This window comes from Methylocystis iwaonis (genome assembly GCF_027925385.1).
In the GTDB taxonomy this organism is placed as follows: Bacteria; Pseudomonadota; Alphaproteobacteria; order Rhizobiales; family Beijerinckiaceae; genus Methylocystis; species Methylocystis iwaonis.
In genome coordinates this window covers 2,134,994-2,156,659 of sequence record NZ_AP027142.1, presented here as the reverse complement: position 1 = coordinate 2,156,659, position 21,666 = coordinate 2,134,994, and the positions used below count along the sequence as shown (strand labels likewise).

The window sequence follows — 21,666 nt, the reverse complement described above, 5'->3', positions numbered from 1 at the left end:
ATGATCAAGCTCGCGACAGAAGCCGACACCGCTTTCTCCGCGCTCTTCGAAACGATGAAGAGCAAGGGCGCCGCCAGCCTGCGTCAGGCGGCCTGGGAAGCCTTCGCCGCCAAGGGCCTGCCGAACCGGCGCGTCGAGGCCTGGCATTACACCGACCTCAAGGCCGCGCTCGCCAAGCCCGCGCCGATCGCTCCCGCCCCGGCGGGCGCGGCGGAACTGCCGGCCGCGGCTGGGACGGTGCGGCTCGTCACGCTCGACGGCGTGTTTCGAGCGGACCTCTCGGATCTCGCCTCGCTGCCGGAAGGCGTGAAGATCCAGCCGCTGCGCGAGGCGCTGGCGCAGGGCGCGCCGGGCGTCATGGCGCTCGTCGCGAGTGACGACGTGCAGGCGCAAGACCCCATGGTCGCGATGAACGCCGCGCTGATGCAGGACGGCGTGATCCTGCGCATCGCCGCCGGCGTGACGCTGGAAAAGAAGATCGAGCTGGCGAGCTATGTGTCCTCCCCGGAGGCGCAGTCGAGCTTCACCCGCTCGCTCGTTATCCTGGGCAAGGACGCCAAGGCGACGATCGTCGAGACGGCCGGCGCGCTCACCGCGGCGCCCGCACAGGATAATCAGACGCTCATCGTGAGGCTCGCCTCCGGCGCCACGCTCGATCTGGTGACGCTGGCCTCAGGGCAGGGCGACAAGCTCGTGCGCGTCATGAGCCTGCTCGCGCATCTCGACGAAGGCGCGAGCCTCAACTCCTATGCGCTGATCGAAGGCGCGGGGCTGTTGCGCCGGCAAATCTTCGCTCGTCTCGACGGCGAGCGGGCGAAGGTTGCGCTCAATGGCGCGACGCTCGCGCGCGGGCGCCAGCATGCGGATACGACACTCGTCGTCGATCACGCCTTCCCGAACGGCGAGAGCCGCGAAGCGTTCCGGAACATCATCGACGAGCAGGGAACCGGCGTCTTCCAGGGCAAGATCGTCGTGCGGCCGCATGCGCAGAAGACCGACGGCGTCATGCAGTCGAAAGCGATCCTGCTTTCCGACGGCGCGACCATGAACAACAAGCCGGAGCTCGAGATCTTCGCCGACGATGTCCAATGCGGCCATGGCGCCACATGCGGACGGCTCGACAAGGAGCAGCTTTTTTATCTCATGGCGCGCGGCATTCCGCGCTATGCGGCGGAATCGCTCCTCATCGAAGGCTTCGCCAACGAGGCTTTCGCAGGGCTCGAAGACGAGACGTTGCGCGGCTATCTCGTCGAACGCATCTCCTCCTGGCTAGCGGCGAGATCCAAATGAATGAGCAGGCGCCCTTGAAACTCTACGACGTCGAGGCGGTCCGCGCGGATTTCCCGATCCTGGCCGAGCGGCCCTATGGCAAGCCGCTCGCCTATCTGGACAACGCCGCTTCGGCGCAGAAGCCGCGCGCGGTGATCGAGCGGCTGACGCATTTCTACGAGCATGAATACGCCAACGTCCATCGCGGCCTGCATTATCTCGCCAACGCCGCGACGGAAGGCTATGAGGGCGCCCGCGAGACCTTGCGGCGTTTCCTCAACGCCCCTTCGACGGAAGAGATCATTTTCACCCGCGGCGCGACCGAAGCGCTCAATCTCGTCGCCTCCTCCTATGGGCTCGCCCATATTGGCGAAGGCGACGAGATCATCGTCTCGCTGATGGAGCACCACTCCAATATCGTGCCCTGGCACTTCCTGCGGGAACGCAAGGGCGCGGTGATCAAATGGATCGTGCCGGACGACAATGGCGTGATCGATCTCGACGCCTTCGAGAAGATGATCTCCGATCGCACGAAGATCGTCGCGGTCACCCATATGTCGAATGTCGTCGCGGCCCCGACGCCGATCGCCGAAATCGCGCGCATTGCCCATGCCCATGGCGTGCCGGTCTGCGTGGATGGCTCTCAGGGCGCGGTGCATCTCGATGTGGATGTTCAGGCGCTCGACGTCGATTTCTACGTCGTCACCGGCCACAAGCTCTATGGGCCCACGGGCATCGGCGCCGTTTACGGCAAGAGGAAGTGGCTCGAGAGCCTGCCGCCCTTCGCCGGCGGCGGCGAGATGATCGAAACCGTCACGCGCGATACGGTGACTTACAACGCGCCGCCGCATCGCTTCGAGGCCGGCACGCCGCCGATCGCTCAGGCCGTGGGCCTCGCCGCCGCGCTGGATTATATCGAGAGCATCGGCCGCGGCGCGATCCGCGCGCATGAGGCGCAGCTCACCGCTTACGCGCAGCAGCGTCTCTCGGAGATCGAGGGGCTGCGCATCTTCGGCAATGCGCCCGACAAGGGGCCGATTGTCGCTTTCGAGATGGCGGCCGCCCATGCGCATGACGTCGCCACGATCATCGATCGCTCCGGTGTCGCAGTGCGCGCCGGCACGCATTGCGCCATGCCGCTGCTGTCGCACTTCGGCGTCACCTCGACCTGCCGCGCTTCCTTCGCGCTCTATAATACGCGTGACGAGGTAGATCGTTTGGCAGACGCTTTGCTTAAAGCTCAAAAACTTTTCGCGTGAGGAGGTTCTCGTGCTGATGAGCGAAGCTCTTAAAACAAGCGAAACGGAAAGCGTCGATCCTGTGGCTGCGGATGAGCGCACAACGAAAGCGGTAGCGGGCGACAGCCTTGCGGACGAAGTCGTCAAGGCGCTGAAGACGGTCTACGACCCTGAGATTCCGGCTGACATTTACGAGCTGGGACTCGTCTATCGGATCGACATTTCCGACGAAGGCGTGGTCGAAATCGACATGACGCTGACGGCGCCGGGCTGTCCCGTCGCCGGCGAAATGCCCATATGGGTCAAGAATGCGGTGAACACAGTGCCCGGCGTCAGCGACGTCAAGGTCAATCTCGTGTTCGACCCCCCGTGGGATCAGAGCCGCATGTCGGACGAGGCGCGCGTCACGCTCGACATGTTCTGAGTGGAATGCGCCAAGGCGGGCGCGGGATGTCATGTTTACGCCGCGGTTGAAACCAAAGGTTCTGGAGACAGCCGTCTACGTCGAAGATCTCGCGCGGGCCGGGCGCTTCTATGAGGAAACGCTCGGCCTCACGCCCATGGCGCAAGACAGCCGCATGTGGGCGCTCGATTGCGGTCCGGTGAGCGTGCTGCTGCTCTTCAAGCGCGGCGCAACCTTGGAGCCGGTGGATTTGCCGGGCGGGCGCATTCCGCCGCATGACGGATCGGGACCGGCGCATTTGGCTTTTGCCGTCGAAGCGGATGAAATTCCCGCATGGGAGAACCGCCTCGCCGAGCATGGCGTCGAGATCGAAGCGCGAATGCAATGGCCACGCGGTGGGATCAGCCTTTATTTCCGCGATCCCGACGACCACCTTGTAGAGCTTGCGAGCCCCGGTATCTGGGCGAACTATTGAGGATGAAGAGATGTCGGCACCGAGCGTGATGAATGTTAGCCCCGCCGCCGCCGAGCGCGTGCGCGGCCTGTTGGCCAAATCCGAACCAGGCGTCGGGCTTCGTGTCTCGCTCGAGAAGAGCGGCTGCGCCGGCGTCGCCTATCGAATGGCGCTGACCGAGCCGGAGCCGGGCGACGAGGTGATCGATTTCGACGGCGGCCGCGTCATCGTCGACTCCAAGGCCGTGCTTTATCTGCTCGGGACGACAATGGACGTGAAGACCACGCAATTCGAGTCGTCTTTCGTCTTCGAGAACCCCAACCAGACCTCCGCCTGCGGCTGCGGCGAGAGCGTCGAGTTGAAAGAGGCGGACCCCTCCAGCCTCGCCCCGACGGCGTAACGGCGCCTACACGCTTCATTAACGCTGACAATGCGTTTGCTTTTCTCCGCGACTGATAAATAGCGCTTTCTTCAACATCGAGGGCCAAAGCTCCGGCAGTGCGTTTTGTGCGTCCCGGAGCCGTCTCGATGTCCGTTTCCAAACCACCCGTCGTCGCGTCGAGCGTCGCCCTCCTGGCCGCACTGTCCCTGGTCCCATCGCAGGGCCTCGCGCGCGACGGACGGCGTGTGGGCGAGGATGTGATTTACGAAATGGCGCCGATGGCGCCGAATTCGACGCAGGACATTATTTTCGAGATGGCGCCTTTGAAGCCGGTCAAGGGCGCCGCGCAGGCGTCCAAGCCAGCGCCGAAGCCTGTCGAGCAACCAAGCCCCGCCGTCGCCGCGAAACCGGAGCTGAAGCCCACATTGGCGCCGGGCGCCGCTGTGCAAGCGGCGCCCGCCCAGCCTGCCCAGCCTCCGGTTGCAGAGGCGGCAAAGCCTGCAAGGCCGAACATCGCCGAGCATCCTGCCACGCCAGAAGCGGCGCCGGCCGCCCAGGAAGCCGCGACGCCTGCAGAAGAGCCGGTCGTCGCGCAAGCGCCGACGATCGTAGAGCCGGCGCCGATCGGCCCGCCGATCATGATCCTGAACCCGCCGCGCAAGAGCATCGCCGCCTTGAGCGCGCCGCCCGCCGCCTTCGACCAGAAGGCGATCGACCTGCAAGGCGGCGCCGCGGCTCCCGCGCTTGTCCCGAGCCTCGATCCAACGGTGCACGAGGAGCCGCCGCTTGCCGCCCAAGCGCCCGCGCCGGAAACCGCGGATGCCGGAGTGGCGATCCAGACTCCAGAGGCCGCCGCGCCTGCCGAGGAGGCAGAGAACGCCGGTCAGGGCGCCGAGACGCCGCCGCAGGACGATCTCGAAGCCCGCGTCGGCGCCATCGTTGCCGAGGGCGTCGTCGGCCCCGCGCAGGTGCGCCTCGCCGACCGGGCGACACTGTGGCTGCCGGCAGGCCGTATCTTCCTTCCGCCCGAAGCCGCCAAAAAGCTCGCCAAGGAAGCCGGGCTCGAATGGCGCGCCGGCATCCAAGGGATGATCGCGCCGGCGGGCGGCGGGCTGGAATGGCTTGCGCCCGTAGAGCTTGTCGAGGACGGCTACATCAAGACCGGCGCGCCCGAGTCGCTGAAGGCGGACGAATTGCTCGCGGCCTTCCAGGCGAGCCTGCCGGAGATCAACGCCCAACGTGCGCGGGCCGGCGAGCCGCCAGTGACGCTCGACGGCTGGCTCACGCCGCCGACGCTCGACGCCAAGGGCCGCTTGTCCGCCTGCGCGAATATTTCCACCCCGAATAGTCAGAACGGGCAGGACGGCTTTTTCAATTGCGAGGCCTGGGCGCTCGGGCGCAATGGCGCGATCAAGGTCGGCCTGGCCGATGGTGGCGAGATGGCCGAGCGCCTGAAGAACGAAGCGGCTGCGCTCGCTGAGACGATCGTTTTCGACCACGGCGCGACCTATGAGGAATTCGACGCCGCTGCCGACCCGGTCGCGCCCTATTCGGCGGCGGATCTCCTGACGCGCGACGTCGCGGCGAAGACGGTCAAGCCCGTCCTGGCGGCGGCTGAGGAGGGGGCTCCGGCCCCGTCGATCCTCGATCGCATTTCAGGCCTTCTCTATCCGGCGCTCTTCGGAGCAATCGCGCTCGGCCTCTATGTTTACCTGAAACGCCGCCGCGAAGAGGCCGGCAAAGAAGAAGCGCAACAGCAGGAAGCAGAGTCCGCTCCCGGCGAAGTGCTTCTCCCGGAAACGAGCGAAACGGCAAAACAGGCTCCCGCGTCGCTTTTCGCGCGTCTCTTGCCGTCGCTGCATGCGCGTTTCGCAAAGAAGACCGAGAGAGCGTTGGAGTCGGCTCCTGGTGGAGATTCGCGACTGGATTCCACCCTGAGCGCTCTCAAAAGCAGATTTGCGGGCCTTCTCGAGGCGAGAAAGCTTCAGAAATCGAAAACCGCGCCGCGGGCTGACGCCGTATCAAATGGCGTTTCGGAAGAAGAGCCCGTATCGGCGCTCAAGAAGCTGGCCGCCCGGATGCGCCGCACAAGCGAGGAGGCGCCGCCTCCGCCGGTGAATGTCGCGCGCATCGTCAGGACGCCCCGGACGTCGGGAGGCGCGGCGGTTGCGGTGGCCGAAGAATTCGTTGCGCCGTTGATCGTGGATCATGAGCCGGAAAAGGCGCCTGCGGAGGGCCTTCTGGAACCCGAACTGATCGAGCCGGGGCAGAACGGCGTGCAGATTGCCGAGCCGCAGCACGCCGTCGACGATGTCGCTCCGGCCGCTTCGCAGGTTGCGGCCGAGGACGGCGGTTTTGGGCTTATGGAGCCCGGAGCCGCGGACTCTGCGGCCATCGAGGCGGCGCGCGCGCGTCTCGCTACCGAAGAGTAATACTATTTCCGTTTGAATAGCTCGCTTAGGGTCATGTCATTCCCGGCGGGCTGAAAGCCCGACCGGGAATGAAGAGCCGCAAAAGCGCTGGTTCTGCTCTGGATTCCCGATCGCTCGCTTCGCGAGCGTCGGGAACGACAGCAACCAATCTTGCGGATCGCATAATAGGCTCTCCCGGCCCGGCCGCGCCCATGGCCGGGCTTTTCGGTCTTGGGCGCTTTCCGCCCTGATTGCCTCGCAGTTTCAATTTTCTGAGAGTATTCCCTTCTCCCTGCGCAAGCTAAACGCCTCTTCGGCCTGGATTTTGCGGGGGATATCTAATAAGATATTGGTTTAGAAGGATGTTTTCTGCCCGCCGCGGCTGGCGCGGGCGGCTCGAATCGCCTATAGGAGTAGCCTGTACCTATAATTTGGGATTGGCGCGCCCTTGGCCGACGACGACACGAAAAAAGACGACTCCGAAAAGTCCGACATCAGGCCGGTTTCCATCGCCGACGAGATGAAGCGCAGCTATCTCGATTACGCGATGAGCGTGATCGTGAGCCGCGCGCTGCCGGACGTTCGCGACGGCCTGAAGCCCGTGCATCGCCGCATCATGTTCTCGATGCACGAGAACGGGCACACGCCGGACAAGCCTTACGTGAAATCGGCGCGCATCGTCGGCGACGTCATGGGTAAATATCACCCGCATGGCGACGCCGCGATCTATGACGCGCTGGTGCGCATGGCGCAGCCCTTTTCGATGCGGCTCATGCTCATCGACGGGCAGGGGAATTTCGGCTCGGTCGACAACGACCCGCCGGCGGCCATGCGTTACACCGAGTCGCGCCTCGCCAAGCCCGCACTCGCGCTGCTCGAGGACATCGACGAAGGCACGGTCGACTTCCAGCCGAATTACGACGGCAAGGAGCACGAGCCGACAGTCCTTCCGGCGCGCTTCCCCAATCTCCTCGTCAATGGCGCCGGCGGCATCGCCGTCGGCATGGCGACCAATATCCCGCCGCATAATCTCGGCGAAGTCATCGACGCCTGCATCGCGCTGATCGACAGGCCGGACATGACGGTCGCCGAGCTGATGGAGATCGTGCCCGGCCCGGACTTCCCGACCGCCGCGACGATCCTCGGGCGCGGCGGCATCCGCAACGCCTATGCGACCGGGCGCGGCTCGATCATCATGCGCGCCAAGGCGGAGATCGAGACGCTGCGCAAGGAGCGCGAGGCGATCATCTTCACCGAAATTCCCTATCAGGTGAACAAGGCGGCGCTGATCGAGCGCATTGCGGAGCTGGTCAAGGAAAAGAAGATCGAGGGCATCTCCGATCTGCGCGACGAGTCCGACCGCGAGGGCATGCGCATCGTGATCGAGCTGAAGCGCGAGGCGGTCGCCGACGTCGTGCTGAACCAGCTCTGGCGCCACACCGCGCTGCAGTCGAGCTTCGCGGTGAATATGATCGCGCTCAACGGCGGCCGGCCGGAGCTGCTGACGCTCCATGACGTGCTGCGCGCCTTCGTGGATTTCCGCGAAACCGTCGTCACCCGCCGCACCAAGTTCCGCCTGAACAAGGCGCGCGACAACGCCCATCTGCAGGTCGGCCTGGCCATTGCGGTGGCGAATATCGACGAAGTCATCCGCCTCATCCGCACCTCGCCCGATGCGGCCGCCGCGCGCGAAGCCTTGATGGCGCGCGACTGGCCGGCGAAGGACATGGCACCGCTCGTCGCGCTCATCGCCGATCCGCGCCACAAGCTCGCCGACGACGGCACGATCCGCCTGTCGGAAGCGCAGGCCCGCGCCATTCTCGATCTGCGCCTGCAGCGCCTCACGGCGCTCGGCCGCGAGGAAATCGCGGAAGCGCTCAACAAGCTCGCCGCCGAGATCGCAGAATATCTGGAAATACTGGGCTCGCGCGAAAAGCTCTTCGGCATCGTCAAGGACGAGATGCTGGCGGTGAAGGAGGCTTACGCCACCCCGCGCCGCACGCAGATCACCGAGGCCGACGGCGAGGTCGAGGACGAAGACCTCATCGCCCGCGAAGACATGGTCGTCACCGTCTCGCACGCCGGCTACATCAAGCGCGTGCCGCTCTCGACCTATCGCGCGCAAAGGCGCGGCGGCAAGGGCCGCTCCGGCATGCAGATGAAGGAGGAGGATTTCGTCCACCGCCTCTTCGTCGCCAATACGCATACGCCGGTGCTGTTCTTCTCCTCGCGCGGCAAGGCCTATAAGGAAAAGGTCTGGCGGCTGCCGCTCGCGGCGCCGCAGGCGCGCGGCAAGGCGCTCGTCAACATGCTGCCGCTGGAGGCGGGCGAGCGCATCACCACCATCATGCCGCTGCCCGAGGACGAATCGAGCTGGGCGACGCTCGACGTCATCTTCGCCACGACCGGCGGCACAGTTCGGCGCAACAAGCTTTCGGACTTCTGCGAGGTGCGCCGCAACGGCCTCATCGCCATGAAGCTCGATGAGGGCGAAGCCATCGTCGACGTCGCCACGGCGACGGAAGCCGACGACATTCTGCTCACCACGCGCGACGGCCAATGCATCCGCTTCGCCGTGCCGGAAGTGCGCGTCTTCCAGGGCCGCACCTCCATGGGCGTGCGCGGCGTGTCGCTCGCCGAGGGCGATCGCATCATCTCGCTCTCGATCCTGAAACATTTCGAGGCGACGCCCGACGAGCGCTCGTCCTATCTCAAAAAGGCGAGCGCCCTGCGCCGCCGCATGGGCGAGGATGTCGCGCCGGACGCCGGCGCCGACACCGAGGAGGCGGCTGGCGCCGTCGAGCTCTCCGACGAGCGTTTTGCGGCCATGCAGGCCGCCGAGCAGATCATTCTGACGGTCTCGGAAAACGGCTTCGGCAAGCGCACGTCTTCCTATGAGTATCGCATCACCGGCCGTGGCGGCAAAGGCATCGTCGCCATGGCGGTGAACGCGCGAAACGGCAAGCTCGTCGCCTCATTCCCCGTGGGGCAGGACGACGAGATCATGCTCGTCACCGACGGCGGCCAGTTGATCCGCTGCCCGGTGGGAGGGATTAGAGTCGCGGGACGTGGCGCGCAGGGCGTGATCGTGTTCAACACCGCTGCGGATGAGCGCGTGGTGTCGGTGGAGCATATTGGGGATGTGGGTGAGGATGACGACGAGAGTCCTGCTTGAAAATTGAAATCATAAGGTGCCGTTCATGCGCAGGATTTTGAGATCACCTATAGTTTCCACTATAGTATTCTTTGTTGTCTTCTTTTCGGGGGCCTACCTGGCTGGAACTGAGACCTGTAGGGATGGATGGAATTCGCCCGCTATTGGTAATTCGGGGGCCTGTTCGTATCACGGAGGGGTCACAAAAAAACGATTTCTCGTAATGACCTTTGCTATTGTAGCTGGCGGAATCGCTTACGGTTTCGCTATGCCGCGGTACAAAATGGGTGAGGAGCTACAGCAGAAACTACTTACCGAAATTGACGAAGCGGACCAGCGTATCGCCGCCGTTCAATCTGAACTTGATAGGTTATATTTTCTTTGCCCGCGCTGCCGCATGGTCGTGTCGAGACCAAATAATTATCATAACGGAATGATTTGCTCGGAATGCGATCAAAGGAGCGAGGGGCGCAAGCAAAACCCATTTATCAGTTAATTTATTAGGTATCATCGCATTGCACCGACAGAAACAGCGCCGCGGCTGCCTCGTCAGACGCAAACTCCCCGCGCCGCGCCTGAGCTAGACTTTCTTCCAGCGCCGCAATCGTTTCGGCGTCCAAGGGCGCTGGGCGAGCGCCCGCCTCAATGGCGTCGAGGATGAGCATAGCCAGGGCGTCCTGCTCGGCGGCAGGAAGGTCGCGGACTTTGTCGATCGCCTTTTCGAGAAGTCTGGTCATGCTCGTCGCTCGGCCTCCAGGTTACGCCGGCTATTATAGCGCCCCTTGCGCCTTTTGAGAGCCGGTTCAACCTGCCGGTTCGGCGACGCTCTGCGCGGCCACCACAGCGACGCTCTTCTCCTCCTGCGCGCGCGCCATCTCCCTTGCCACCACATATTGATGCCGCGCCTTCAGCGCGCTGATGCTCAGCCAGGCCGCGACGCCGACGCCGACGCAATGGGCGAAGAGCAGGCTGAAATTCACCAGCAGGACGAAAACGTCGAGCGCGCGGATGATCTTGTTGGGATCGGTGATGGCGATGCCCGGCGGTTGCGACACCGTCTTGCCGATGAGCAGCGCGACGCTCAATCCGACGCCGATGAAAGACACCAGCGCGCCTACGACATTGACGAAGCCGCCCGCGCCGACGAACCAGAAGGCCATGCGCCTTTCATGCGCCAGATAGCGTTCGGGACGGTTGCGGATGGCGGCGGCGGCGTTCATGTCGCGATAGGCGAACAGGATCGACAGCAGTATGAACGCCAAAGCGGCGGACGCCCAATAGATGGCTTCGCCGAAATTCGAGCCGCCGGGGCTCACGCTATGGCCCGCAAAAGCGAAGGCCAGCAGAAGCGCCGACACGACGCCGAGAAAGAGCTGCACCCAAAAAGCCGTCGCGCCGAAGAAGCGAAAGCTCTGTGCGAGGCCGTCCGCGATCATCGCCGCAATGCTGGCCGGCGCCGGCGGCTCGAGCGACTTGTGGGAGGCGGGGGAAAGCCGGTCGAAAAGCGCGAAAGCGGCATAAAGGACGGCGAGGGCGCCAAAGGCATAGGCGGCGATGATATGCGCGAGTTGAGCATGCTCCGCCGCCTGGGGCGCGCCCGCGTCCCAGAAGGGCAGTGGGTATTCCCAAAAGAAAATCTGCTCGCCGCGAAAGACCGCCGTCAGCGCCCCGGCCGCCGCCGCCGCGATGAACGAGAGATAGATCGCCTGCCTCAGCCAAAAGCCGATCATGCGCCGCGCATTGCGCGGCCCACCGCTCTCGACCATCAGATAAAGGGTGACGCCGATCAGGATTTGAGCGACGAGAAGAAGCGCCGCCGTGAGCCCAAGCGATATGTGCAACTCTGTAAGGTACGCGCGCGTCGCGGCCTCTAACTGCGCATGCTCGCGAACCGCGCCGACGCCGAGCGCTGCGGCGCCGGTCAGAAGAAAAACCCAAAAAACAAACACTGGCAATAAATTGCGCCTCGGATCGGAGCCCATCGGACATCTCCATTCGGCGGGCTCGCGACGCGTCTTCGCAGCCTTCCGCGCTGCAATATAGCCCAAGCGCCGCCTTGCGTCCCTGCGCCAAAGGGTCCGCGCCGACGCCTCCCTCTGCTCATTCGAACTCGATTATCCATGCGCCGAAGTAGATGGCGGCGATGGCGTTTCGTCCCGGCGCAGCGCTCTGAATCCGGGTTAACGGGCCGGCGTGTTCCCGCGTCCACGCCGCGCCAATGCGGAAAAGCTGAAAACATGAGCGGGAGCAACGCCGCTTCTTCTCCCCGCGCGTCGCAAAGTCCTGGCGTGGATACCCGCGACAAGCGCGGGCATGACGCGGCTGCGTCGGGTTTATTAACCTGGATTGCGAGCCCTGATCCCGGCGGCCCCCTTGCTCTTGGCCTTGTAACCCCGTAAAAGCCCGCCGCGCGCGGGCGGATGACCCGCCCAATCGGAACGGGACAATGGCCAAGGAAAAATTCTCTCGCACCAAGCCGCACTGCAACATCGGGACGATCGGGCACGTCGACCACGGCAAGACGTCTTTGACGGCGGCGATCACCAAGGTTCTGGCGGAGACGGGCGGGGCGACGTTCACGGCCTACGACCAGATCGACAAGGCTCCGGAAGAGAAGGCGCGCGGCATCACCATTTCGACGGCGCACGTCGAATATGAGACGCAGAACCGCCACTACGCCCACGTCGACTGCCCCGGCCACGCCGACTATGTGAAGAACATGATCACCGGCGCGGCGCAGATGGACGGCGCCATTCTCGTGTGCTCGGCCGCCGACGGCCCGATGCCGCAGACCCGCGAGCACATTCTGCTCGCCCGTCAGGTCGGCGTGCCGGCGCTCGTCGTGTTCCTCAACAAGGTCGACATGGTCGACGATCCGGAGCTCTTGGAGCTCGTCGAGCTCGAAGTCCGCGAGCTGCTGTCGAAGTATGACTTCCCCGGCGACGACATTCCGATCGTCAAGGGCTCGGCTCTGTGCGCTCTCGAGAACAAGAATCCCGAGATCGGCCATGACGCCATCCTGAAGCTGATGCAGGAAGTCGATCGCTACATCCCGCAGCCGGAGCGTCCGAAGGATCAGCCCTTCCTGATGCCGGTCGAGGACGTGTTCTCGATCTCGGGCCGCGGCACGGTGGTGACGGGCCGCATCGAGCGCGGCGTGGTGAAGGTCGGCGAGGAAGTCGAGATCGTCGGCATCCGTCCGACGACCAAGACGACGGTGACCGGCGTCGAAATGTTCCGCAAGCTGCTCGATCAGGGCGAGGCGGGCGACAACGTCGGCTGCCTGCTGCGCGGCACGAAGCGCGAGGACGTGGAGCGCGGCCAGGTTTTGTGCAAGCCGGGTTCGGTGAAGCCGCATACGAAGTTCAAGGCTGAGGCGTATATCCTCACCAAGGAAGAAGGCGGCCGTCATACGCCGTTCTTCACCAACTATCGTCCGCAGTTCTACTTCCGCACGACGGACGTGACCGGCATTGTGACGCTCCCCGAGGGCGTCGAGATGGTGATGCCGGGCGACAATGTCACGATGGAAGTGGCTCTGATCGTTCCGGTCGCCATGGAAGAGAAGCTGCGCTTCGCTATCCGCGAAGGCGGCCGCACCGTTGGAGCAGGCGTGGTCGCGAGCATTATCGAATAATAGCGGATCTGGACCGCGAGCCTTCTGGCTCGCAGTCTTGGTCGAGCGAGCCGGAAGGCTCGCGGTCCAAGAGTCGGGTTTGCAAGAATAAGAAAGCCCCGCGGCGCGCGCCGTGGGGCTTTTTTATCGGACTGACGGCGCCGTGTATCAGGCGGCGAGGTCTTCGCCCAGCGGGGCCCAGGGCGCCTGATAATCATCGTCCTCGATGTCGCTTTGGGAAATTTCCAGCGCCGCGGCGACGGCCGAAATGCCAATTTCGCGGTAGAGCCGCGCCAGCAGATCGTGAGGATGCCCGCCGGATTGGGACGGGGCGGGTTGGGCCGATGATTTATCCGACATGGCGACTTCCTCTATACGCGAACGCTTTTACGGTTGACCGAGCGCCGAGACTGTCGCCGTTTTGATTTAAAGACTCGCTAAAGGCCCAGCGTTTCGCGACAAAAGAGCAATCGTTGCATTCGGCGATGTTTTGGTTGAAAAATGCCGGCGCCCGCCCGCTGGCGAAACTCACGCGAGATTATTTGCCAATATGCGTCGAACGCTCCCGCCCGAGCCGTGGTCGCAAGCCGCTTTATGGAGTCGCGACGTTGCGCTCTTTGCGGCGACGGTGGCGCTGCTCGCGGTGCTGCTGGCGCGGCTGAGCATTGTCGCGCCGGCCTCGGCGCTCGCCGCCTTCGGCGCCGCTGTGGCGCTGGCCTTGGTGGCGCTGCTTCTGGTCGGCGCCGCGAGCGTCGTCATCTGGCGGACGGGGCGGCGCGGCGTCGGGTCGGCGGTCGGCGGCGGGATGCTGGCGCTGCTCACGCTCGCTTACCCTTCCTATCTCGCTTTCGAGGCGGTGCGGCTGCCGGTGCTGTCCGACATTTCCACCGACACCGCCAATCCGCCCTATTTCTCGCTGTCGCGCGCCGCCTATGAAGCGCGCAAGGGTTTCCAGCCGAAAGGCTTGCCCGCGAAGGCGCGCGAGGCGCAGCGGCCCGCCTATCCGGACGTCGAGCCAATCGTCGTCGATCTCGACGCCGACGAGGCTTTTGCCCTGGTGCTGAAAACAGCGAAGGCCGTGGGCTGGAAGGTCGTCGATCAGCGCCCGCCGGGCGGGCGAACCGGGGAAGGGCACGCGGATTTCCTCGACAAGACGCCGATCATGGGCTTCGACGAGGACATCACGATCAGGCTCAAGCCCTTGCCGGGACAGACGCGCATCGATTTGCGCTCGGCGTCGCGCTACGGCCGGCACGATTTTGGCGCCAACGCCGCGCGAATCGTCGCATTCGCCGAAGAGCTGCAAACACAATTGGACGCGCGATAGGCCAATGGACCGCGCGCCTTCAGGCGCGCCTATCAACAAGCGCGCCTGAAGGCGCGCGGTCCGATTTACTCGTTTTTGAACGACGACTCTGGTATGGTCCTGCTCGTTCTCCAATTAACGGGTAGGAGGCCGAGAACAGCCCATGGCCAATGAAGGCGACGGCGCGAGCGCGGTTCACAGCGTTCCCAACTTCACCCGTGAGGAAGAGCTTCACGCGCTTAGGGAGATGCTGCTGATTCGGCGCTTCGAGGAGAAGGCGGGCCAGCTTTACGGCATGGGCGTCATCGCCGGATTCTGCCATCTCTATATTGGCCAGGAGGCGGTGGTCGTCGGCGCCAAAATGGCGGCGCGCGACGGCGACCAGTTCACCACGAGCTATCGCGATCACGGCCATATGCTCGCCAGCGGCATGGACGCCAAGGGCGTCATGGCGGAGCTCGCGGGCAAGAGGGGCGGCTATTCCAAGGGGAAGGGCGGCTCCATGCATATGTTCTCGCGGGAAGAGAATTTCTTCGGCGGGCACGGCATCGTCGGCGCGCCGGCGCCGATCGGCGCGGGCGTCGCCCTCGCCAACGCCTATCGCGGCGACGGCAGAGTGTCGCTGACCTTCTTCGGCGAAGGCGCGGCCAATCAGGGCCAGGTCTATGAGGCCTTCAACATGGCGGCGCTGTGGAAGCTGCCGGCGCTGTTCATCGTCGAGAACAATCGTTACGCCATGGGCACGTCGCTCAAGCGCGCCGCCGCCCAGACCGACTTCGCCATGCGCGGCGCCGCCTTCGGCATCCCGGGCCACCAGCTCGACGGCATGGACGTTCGCGCCGTACGCGCTGCGACGGCCGAGGCGCTGGAATGGTGCCGTTCGGGGAAGGGGCCTTATCTCCTCGAAGCGCAGACCTATCGCTATCGCGGCCACTCCATGTCCGATCCCGCCAAATATCGCTCCAAGGAAGAAGTGCAGAAGATGCGCGAGGAGCATGATCCGATCGAGCAGGTGCGCCTGCGCCTGCTCGCCGATGGCGTCGCCGAGGATGAGCTCAAGAAGATCGACGCGGGCGTTCGCAAGATTGTCGCCGATGCGGCGGATTTTGCCATGAACGACAAGGAGCCGGATCCTTCCGAGCTTTACACGGATGTGCTGGCGGGAGCCTGAAGTTTTATGTGCTTGATGTTTTCCCCCTCCCTGTCCCTCCCCCGCAAGCGGGAGAGGGAACGCTCACGATCGGCAGCCTCGATGAAGGCGACAATTTGCTCCCTCTCCCGCGAAGCGGGGGAGGGTTGGGGAGGGGGCTTCGCGCAATGACCATCAACGTCCTCATGCCCGCCCTCTCTCCCACGATGGAGCAGGGCAAGCTCGCCAAATGGCTGAAAAACGAAGGCGATGAAGTCAAGGCCGGCGACGTCATCGCCGAGATCGAGACCGACAAAGCCACCATGGAGGTCGAGGCTGTCGACGAGGGCGTGCTGGCGCGCATCCTCGTGCCGGGCGGCACAGAGAATGTCGCCGTCAATACGCCGATCGCGGTGATTGCCGGCGAGGGCGAGGACGCTTCCGCGGTCGAAGCGCCGCCTGCCGCCAAGGCGCCCCCGCCACCCACCGCGCCTCAGGACGAAGCCGGCGAGGCCAATAAGGCGCGCCTGGAGGCCGCAGCGCAGGCGGCTGCGCCGCAAGCCAAGCCTGTGAGCGTCGCCGCCCCGCCCGCTGTCTCCGCCGCGCCGGAAGTGCCGGCGGGCACGACCATGATTCCCATGACCATGCGTGAAGCCTTGCGCGACGCCATGGCGGAGGAGATGCGCCGCGACCCGAATGTCTTCATCATGGGCGAGGAGGTGGCCGAATATCAGGGCGCCTATAAGGTGACGCAGGGCCTGCTGCAGGAATTCGGCCCCATGCGCGTGCGCGATACGCCGATCACCGAATATGGCTTTGCCGGCATTGGCGTCGGCGCCGCTTTCGCGGGCCTGCGGCCGATCGTCGAATTCATGACCTTCAATTTCTCGATGCAGGCCATCGACCATATCGTGAACTCTGCGGCGAAGACGCTCTATATGTCGGGCGGTCAGATCCATTGCCCGATCGTCTTCCGCGGCCCCAATGGCGCCGCCGCGCGCGTCGGCGCGCAGCATAGCCAGGACTACGCCGCCTGGTATTCGCAGGTGCCCGGGCTCATCGTCATTTCGCCCTCCAACGCCAGCGACGCCAAGGGTCTGCTCAAGGCCGCCATCCGCAACGACAACCCGGTGATCTTTCTCGAGAATGAAATTCTCTACGGCAAGACCTCGGAAGTGCCGGCGCTGGAGGATTTCGTCCTGCCGATCGGCAAGGCGCGCATCGCGCGGCCGGGAACGGACGTCACGCTCGTTTCCTTCTCCATCGGCATGACTTACGCGCTGGGCGCCGCCGAGGCGCTGGCCAAGGATGGGATCGAGGCGGAGGTCATCGACCTGCGCACGCTACGGCCGATGGATACGCAAACGATCGTGGAGTCGGTGAAGAAGACGGGCCGCTGCGTCGCCATTGAAGAAGGCTGGCCGCAAGGCGGCGTGGCGTCTGAAATCGCCGCGCGTCTGCAAGAGGAGGCCTTCGACTATCTCGACGCGCCGATCGCGCGCGTCACCGGCAAGGACGTGCCCATGCCTTATGCGGCGAATTTGGAGAAGCTCGCGCTGCCGAGCGTCGCGGAAGTCGTGGCGGCGGCGAAGGCGGTTCTTTATCGCGCGTAGGAAACATTCGAGCGCGCCTGAAGGCGCGCAATCCCGGACCGCGAGCCTTCAGGCTTGCCAAATAATTACTCCGGCCAGAACTCCTCGGCCATTATCTCGTCAAAGGTCCAGGGACATTCGTGCGGAAACATCGCGTGGGGCAGGCCAGTTTCTGCAACCGCCTCGATGACCGCGCCTCTGAAGGTTCTCTGTAGCACGTCAGGGACCAGCGGCTTGAGACTCGGATTATCCCTGAGGTGATCGGACAGGTCCATTCTCTGAACCCTGATAGACGCCTCCCAGCTTGCCGTCCGCTTCATCGGTTGGAAGCGCCACTTCAGCAGATGAAGCATCAGCACCCTGAGGCGGCTGACGAGCTCGCGCTTTTCAGTCTTGCCCATGCTTTCAATCTCTTGCGCAATATGTTCGATATCGGCGTCGGCAAATTTGCCCGCGCGTAGCAATTCCGCCTGTTCATGGGTCCAGGCGTAGAAATCATCGTCATGAAGTTGGGCGTTCGACACGCGCCTCTTTCCTCGCGGTGACGTTAACGGCTCAAGGATATAACATAGTAGCGTAGATGGTCTGCACAAAGGAATCACCACGGGGATCGACGGACATGAACATCGCGGCGCCGAACCTCTCTCATCCTCGCATCTTCGCTTCGCCCCTGGCGCGCCGTATCGCGAAAGAGGCGGGACTCGATCTCTCGTCGCTAGCGGGTTCCGGACCGCATGGCCGCATCATCGAGCGCGACGTAAAAAGCGCGCTGTCAGGCGGCGCGCGCAAGGCGGCGCCTGAAGCAAGGCCTGTTTCTCTTGCCGAGGCGCCCTCGGCCGAGATTACGCGCAAGTTCTATGCAGCCGACTCCTATGAGGAAGTCCCGCACGATTCCATGCGCAAGGCGATCGCCCGGCGTCTCACGGAGTCGATCCAGACAGTCCCGCATTTCTATCTCGACGTAGACTGCGAGATCGACGCGCTCCTGCGTCTGCGCGAGGAGTTCAACGCGGCGGCGCCCAAGCGCGCGGATGGGTCGCCGGAATGGAAGACCTCGGTCAACGACTATATCGTCAAGGCGCTGGCGCTCGCCTTGCAGCGCGTGCCCGAGGCCAATGTCACCTTCACGCCCGAGGCCATGTTGAAGCACAAGGCTTCCGACATCGGCGTCGCGGTCGCGATTCCCGGCGGGCTCATCACGCCGATCATCCGCAACGCGCAGGCTAAGACGGTTCGCGAGATTTCGGACGAGGTCCGCGAGCTCGCCGGCCGCGCCCGCGAGCGGAAATTGAAGCCGCAGGAATATGAGGGCGGGGTCTCCGCCGTCTCCAACCTCGGCATGTATGGGATCAAGAATTTCTCGGCGGTGATCAATCCGCCGCAATCGACGATCCTGGCTGTCGGCAAGGGCGAGCAGCGGATGGTCGTGAAGAACGGCGCGCCGAGCGTCGCCACCATTATGAGCGTGACGCTCTCCTGCGACCATCGCGCAGTGGACGGGGCGCTGGGCGCGGAGCTGCTGGCTGCTTTCAAAACGCTGATCGAGGAGCCGATGGGGTTGTTCGCGTGAGGCTTGCCTCCAAACTCACCTGTCCCCGCTGCGGACACGCTGAAACGCGCTCAATGCCCGAAGACGCTTGCGTCGTCGTCTATGATTGCCCCGCCTGCGGCGCCTGGCTCACGCCGAAAGAGGGCGACTGCTGCGTCTTTTGCTCCTATGGCGACGTTCCTTGCCCGCCAATTCAGGCGGAACGTCATTGCTGCTCCAGCCCGCGCTAAATATCGCCGTGGACGTGCGCGCCATTTACCGGCATATCCTTGTTTAGACTTTCTCTAAACACTCAAGGAGCGGCCCGTGGCGACGGAAGCGGATATTCTCGAAGCGCTGGAAAATCTCTACGCGCCTGGCGGCATATCGCTGGCGCGGGCGGTGAGCGGCATCAATCTTTCCGGCGCGAAAGCCTTCGTGTCGCTCGCCGGCGATCCCGCAAAGCCGGAAGGCTGGGAAATCGCGCGCGCGAATGCCGAGAAGGCGATCAAGGCGGTGCCGGGCATCGAGGCGGCCGTCGTCACGCTCACCGCCGAGCGCGCGCCCGGCGCCGCGAAAGCTCATGACCACCATCACGGCCATTCCCACGCCGCGCCGCCGCCCCCGCAGGCGCGCAAAGGCCTCGCGCCGGCTTTGGAGAAAATCCGCTATGTCGTCGTGGTCGCCTCCGGCAAGGGCGGCGTCGGCAAGTCGACGACCTCGGCCAATCTCGCGCTCGGTCTTGCGGCGCAGGGCTGGCGCGTCGGGCTTCTCGACGCCGACATCTATGGCCCCTCGGCGCCGCGCCTTTTCGGCCTGCATGACAAGCCCAAGGTCGAGAACGGCAAGCTCGTGCCGCTCGAAGCCTATGGCGTGAAGATCATGTCGATGGGCTTCCTCGTCGAGGAAAACACGCCCATGGTCTGGCGCGGGCCGATGGTGGCGCAGGCGCTGTTGCAATTGCTGGGGGAGGTGGCCTGGGGCGATCTCGACGCGCTTGTCGTCGATATGCCGCCGGGCACCGGCGACGTGCAGCTCACCATGGCGCAGCAAACGCCGATCGCCGGCGCGGTGATCGTCTCGACGCCGCAAGATCTGGCGCTGATCGACGCGCGCCGCGCCGTCGCCATGTTCCAGAAGGTCGAGGCGCCGATCCTCGGGATCATCGAGAATATGAGCTATTTCCTTTGCCCGCATTGCGGCGGCCGGTCGGAAATCTTCTCGCATGGCGGCGCGCGCCACGACGCCGAGCAGATGGGCGTGCCCTTCCTGGGCGAGGCGCCGCTCGACATGAAAATTCGGGAGACATCGGACGCCGGCCGTCCGGTGGTCGGCGCCGAGCCCGACAGCCCGCAGGCGGCCGTCTATCTCAACCTCGCCGCAAAGGTGAAGACGCTGCTCGAAACCGCCAAGCAGCGCGCCGCGCCCAATATCGTCGTGGGCTGATCGCACCGTCATTGCGAGTGAAGCGAAGCAATCCAGAGCCGCGACCCGGCTCTGGATTGCGTTATACCATTTCCGTTTGAACGGCTCGCGGTGAGGAATGTCATTCCCGGCGGGCTGAAAGCCCGACCGGGAATCCAGAGCCACAAAAGCGCTGGTTTTGCCCAGAGCCCGTCATTGCGAGCGAAGCGAAGCAATCCAGGGCAGCGATGCGGCCCTGGATTGCTTCGTCGGCTCCGCCTCCTCGCAATGACGGCGGTTAGATCATGCGGATTTCGTAATTACGGGCTGTTTCAGAAGTGGGTCGGGATAATCGAATTGTCGCCCGCGTCCCATTTATAGTTGTAACCCAGCGTCAACTCCCACGCCTGCACCCAGGGCGTGATCTTCGCCGCCGCATTGACGGCGCCGAAAGGCATGCCCGGAAGCTGCGGGATCGTCTCCGGCCCGCTGAGCGAGTTCTTGAAGGCGTAAACGAAGCCCAGATCGATGGATGAATTCTTGGTGAGGGCGTAATTGACGCCGGCCGCGGCGTGGTGCCGGTTGAGGATCGGCGCCAGCACATTCAGCGTCACGGCGAGGGGGCGCACGGCGCCCGTGCTATAGTGATAACCCGTCCGCAATGTCAGGGTCGGCGAATAGCGCCATTCCACGCCGACCGCAGCGGAGTCGGTATCCTTCCAGGAGAAGCCCGGCCCATTCGAATCGCCCATCGACCGGAAGGTGATCGGGAATGACGGATTCCCCAGCGAAGAGACAGCCGAATAGAAGATGTGGCGCCAGTCCGCCATGACCGTCAAATTCGGCAAGAGATCATAGGCGATGCCCGCCTGCATGCTGGCAGGGATGTCGAAACGTCCGTGATCGCCGATCAGCCCGGAGTATTTGTCGAGGCGTGACATCCACATTGGCGTCGACGCCGCAAAGCCGAAACGCAGCCTGTCGGTGATCCCCCAGGTCAGGCCTGCGCGCAGGCCGCCGCCCCAGGACCAGTCATAGGACATGTCCGACAGTTCCCAAGGGTTCGACGAATAGGGCGCGAAAACCTTGGCGCCCTGAATGTTGAGCATCTGCACGGCCACGGTGGGCGCGACGCCGATGGCGATCGGACCGATCGGCGTGTGGAAGCGCCGCGCATAGGAGACGCTCATGAAAGCCTGCTCCAGATCGACGCCGGCGAAACCGCCGCCGAACACGCCGCCGTTCGGGGCGCGCCGATAGGCCGAGCTATACGCCGTATTGATGCCGCCGTTCGCGTAGCTCGCGATGCTCCAGGACGAGTCCGCGTCGATCGGCTGCACATAACCGCCGTTGGGCACAGGGAACCAGGGCCGGCCGCTTTCGACGCGGCCGGGAGCGACAATGCGCGGCGCGCCTTCGGTATAGTAGCCGCGCTCGGCGTTGATGACCGTCATGCCGAGCTGGAACTGCCGCTCGAGACCCACGATTCCCGCAGGGTTGGCGGAAATCGCCATGGCGTCGCGCTGGTCGGCGGTTCCGGCGCCGGCGAGCGCCTTTTGGCGCGGGCCGTAGCCGATCATGAAATAGCCGTCGGCGGCGAAGGCGGCGGGCTCCGCGAGGAGAAGTGCGGAAAAGGCGAAGGCGAGGCGGGAGACGGTCTTGTGCATGCGAGCGAGCCCAGCTTAGGCGGAAACAATCCAGCAACAAGCTAACAGAGTCGCGGATTTACTGGCAGGCAGCTCGAGCTCCAGTTATGAAATTACTAGGTAATGTTACGTAT

At 64.2% G+C, this 21,666-nt stretch carries 20 protein-coding genes; 15 read left to right on the top strand and 5 right to left on the bottom strand.

Annotated elements, in window-relative coordinates; translation table 11 throughout:
- The 8 genes from sufD to QMG84_RS21615 all read left to right on the top strand — a co-directional run bounded on the left by sufD (nt 1) and on the right by QMG84_RS21615 (nt 9,807).
- Nucleotides 1-1,290, top strand: coding sequence for a Fe-S cluster assembly protein SufD (sufD, locus tag QMG84_RS10420; protein ID WP_281927723.1), 1,290 nt, complete (start codon nt 1-3; stop codon nt 1,288-1,290).
- On the top strand, nt 1,287-2,528 hold the full coding sequence (locus QMG84_RS10415) for a cysteine desulfurase (protein WP_281927721.1): 1,242 nt from the start codon (nt 1,287-1,289) through the stop codon (nt 2,526-2,528). Before sufD ends, QMG84_RS10415 begins: the two co-directional genes overlap by 4 nt.
- Before the next feature lie 16 nt (nt 2,529-2,544).
- Nucleotides 2,545-2,931: an SUF system Fe-S cluster assembly protein gene (locus QMG84_RS10410; RefSeq protein WP_202071804.1), complete on the top strand. Its 387-nt coding sequence runs from the start codon at nt 2,545-2,547 to the stop codon at nt 2,929-2,931.
- 31 nt (nt 2,932-2,962) lie between these two features.
- A complete protein-coding gene (locus tag QMG84_RS10405) occupies nt 2,963-3,385 on the top strand; it encodes a VOC family protein (protein WP_281927719.1) in 423 nt (140 codons plus the stop codon).
- A gap of 10 nt (nt 3,386-3,395) precedes the next feature.
- Entirely contained in the window at nt 3,396-3,764 is a 369-nt protein-coding gene (locus QMG84_RS10400; RefSeq protein ID WP_202071802.1) for a HesB/IscA family protein, read from the top strand.
- Nucleotides 3,765-3,892: 128 nt separating this feature from the next.
- Nucleotides 3,893-6,178, top strand: coding sequence for a DUF2167 domain-containing protein (locus QMG84_RS10395; protein WP_281927716.1), 2,286 nt, complete (start codon nt 3,893-3,895; stop codon nt 6,176-6,178).
- A 427-nt stretch (nt 6,179-6,605) separates the two neighbouring features.
- Entirely contained in the window at nt 6,606-9,332 is a 2,727-nt protein-coding gene (gene gyrA / locus QMG84_RS10390; RefSeq protein WP_281927714.1) for a DNA gyrase subunit A, read from the top strand.
- A gap of 25 nt (nt 9,333-9,357) precedes the next feature.
- Complete coding sequence (locus QMG84_RS21615) at nt 9,358-9,807, top strand: DUF3761 domain-containing protein (protein ID WP_491562317.1); 450 nt, start codon at nt 9,358-9,360, stop codon at nt 9,805-9,807.
- 4 nt (nt 9,808-9,811) lie between these two features.
- Here QMG84_RS21615 and QMG84_RS10385 read toward each other — a convergent pair whose 3' ends face one another.
- Nucleotides 9,812-10,048, bottom strand: a complete 237-nt coding sequence (locus QMG84_RS10385; protein WP_281927712.1) for a hypothetical protein — start codon at nt 10,046-10,048, stop codon at nt 9,812-9,814.
- Between the two features lie 66 nt (nt 10,049-10,114).
- On the bottom strand, nt 10,115-11,260 hold the full coding sequence (locus QMG84_RS10380; protein ID WP_281931977.1) for a DUF3611 family protein: 1,146 nt from the start codon (nt 11,258-11,260) through the stop codon (nt 10,115-10,117).
- A 497-nt stretch (nt 11,261-11,757) separates the two neighbouring features.
- Between QMG84_RS10380 and tuf the strand changes: the two genes are divergently transcribed.
- Nucleotides 11,758-12,948, top strand: coding sequence for an elongation factor Tu (gene tuf / locus QMG84_RS10375; RefSeq protein WP_202071278.1), 1,191 nt, complete (start codon nt 11,758-11,760; stop codon nt 12,946-12,948).
- Between the two features lie 147 nt (nt 12,949-13,095).
- Here tuf and QMG84_RS10370 read toward each other — a convergent pair whose 3' ends face one another.
- Entirely contained in the window at nt 13,096-13,287 is a 192-nt protein-coding gene (locus QMG84_RS10370; protein ID WP_281927708.1) for a hypothetical protein, read from the bottom strand.
- A gap of 190 nt (nt 13,288-13,477) precedes the next feature.
- Between QMG84_RS10370 and QMG84_RS10365 the strand changes: the two genes are divergently transcribed.
- From QMG84_RS10365 to QMG84_RS10355, 3 genes are all read left to right on the top strand, one after another.
- Nucleotides 13,478-14,254 carry a DUF1499 domain-containing protein gene (locus QMG84_RS10365; protein WP_281927707.1) on the top strand — a complete coding sequence of 259 codons (777 nt, stop codon included), beginning with the start codon at nt 13,478-13,480 and terminating at the stop codon, nt 14,252-14,254.
- A 142-nt stretch (nt 14,255-14,396) separates the two neighbouring features.
- Nucleotides 14,397-15,404 (top strand): pyruvate dehydrogenase (acetyl-transferring) E1 component subunit alpha, encoded by a 1,008-nt coding sequence (pdhA, locus tag QMG84_RS10360; RefSeq protein ID WP_281927705.1) that lies wholly within the window; start codon nt 14,397-14,399, stop codon nt 15,402-15,404.
- 146 nt (nt 15,405-15,550) lie between these two features.
- A complete protein-coding gene (locus QMG84_RS10355; protein ID WP_281927703.1) occupies nt 15,551-16,975 on the top strand; it encodes a pyruvate dehydrogenase complex E1 component subunit beta in 1,425 nt (474 codons plus the stop codon).
- A gap of 65 nt (nt 16,976-17,040) precedes the next feature.
- Here the strand turns inward: QMG84_RS10355 and QMG84_RS10350 are convergent, their stop codons facing one another.
- Nucleotides 17,041-17,478 (bottom strand): DUF29 domain-containing protein, encoded by a 438-nt coding sequence (locus QMG84_RS10350; protein WP_281927702.1) that lies wholly within the window; start codon nt 17,476-17,478, stop codon nt 17,041-17,043.
- Nucleotides 17,479-17,573: 95 nt separating this feature from the next.
- Between QMG84_RS10350 and QMG84_RS10345 the strand changes: the two genes are divergently transcribed.
- The 3 genes from QMG84_RS10345 (at nt 17,574) to QMG84_RS10335 (ending at nt 19,928) form a co-directional block, all read left to right on the top strand.
- Entirely contained in the window at nt 17,574-18,524 is a 951-nt protein-coding gene (locus tag QMG84_RS10345; RefSeq protein ID WP_350356485.1) for a 2-oxo acid dehydrogenase subunit E2, read from the top strand.
- A gap of 53 nt (nt 18,525-18,577) precedes the next feature.
- Nucleotides 18,578-18,733: a GDCCVxC domain-containing (seleno)protein gene (locus QMG84_RS10340; RefSeq protein WP_434085942.1), complete on the top strand. Its 156-nt coding sequence runs from the start codon at nt 18,578-18,580 to the stop codon at nt 18,731-18,733.
- A 76-nt stretch (nt 18,734-18,809) separates the two neighbouring features.
- Nucleotides 18,810-19,928, top strand: coding sequence for an Mrp/NBP35 family ATP-binding protein (locus QMG84_RS10335; RefSeq protein ID WP_281927698.1), 1,119 nt, complete (start codon nt 18,810-18,812; stop codon nt 19,926-19,928).
- A 290-nt stretch (nt 19,929-20,218) separates the two neighbouring features.
- Here the strand turns inward: QMG84_RS10335 and QMG84_RS10330 are convergent, their stop codons facing one another.
- A complete protein-coding gene (locus QMG84_RS10330; protein ID WP_281927696.1) occupies nt 20,219-21,553 on the bottom strand; it encodes an OmpP1/FadL family transporter in 1,335 nt (444 codons plus the stop codon).
- Between the last annotated feature and the right edge of the window lie 113 nt (nt 21,554-21,666).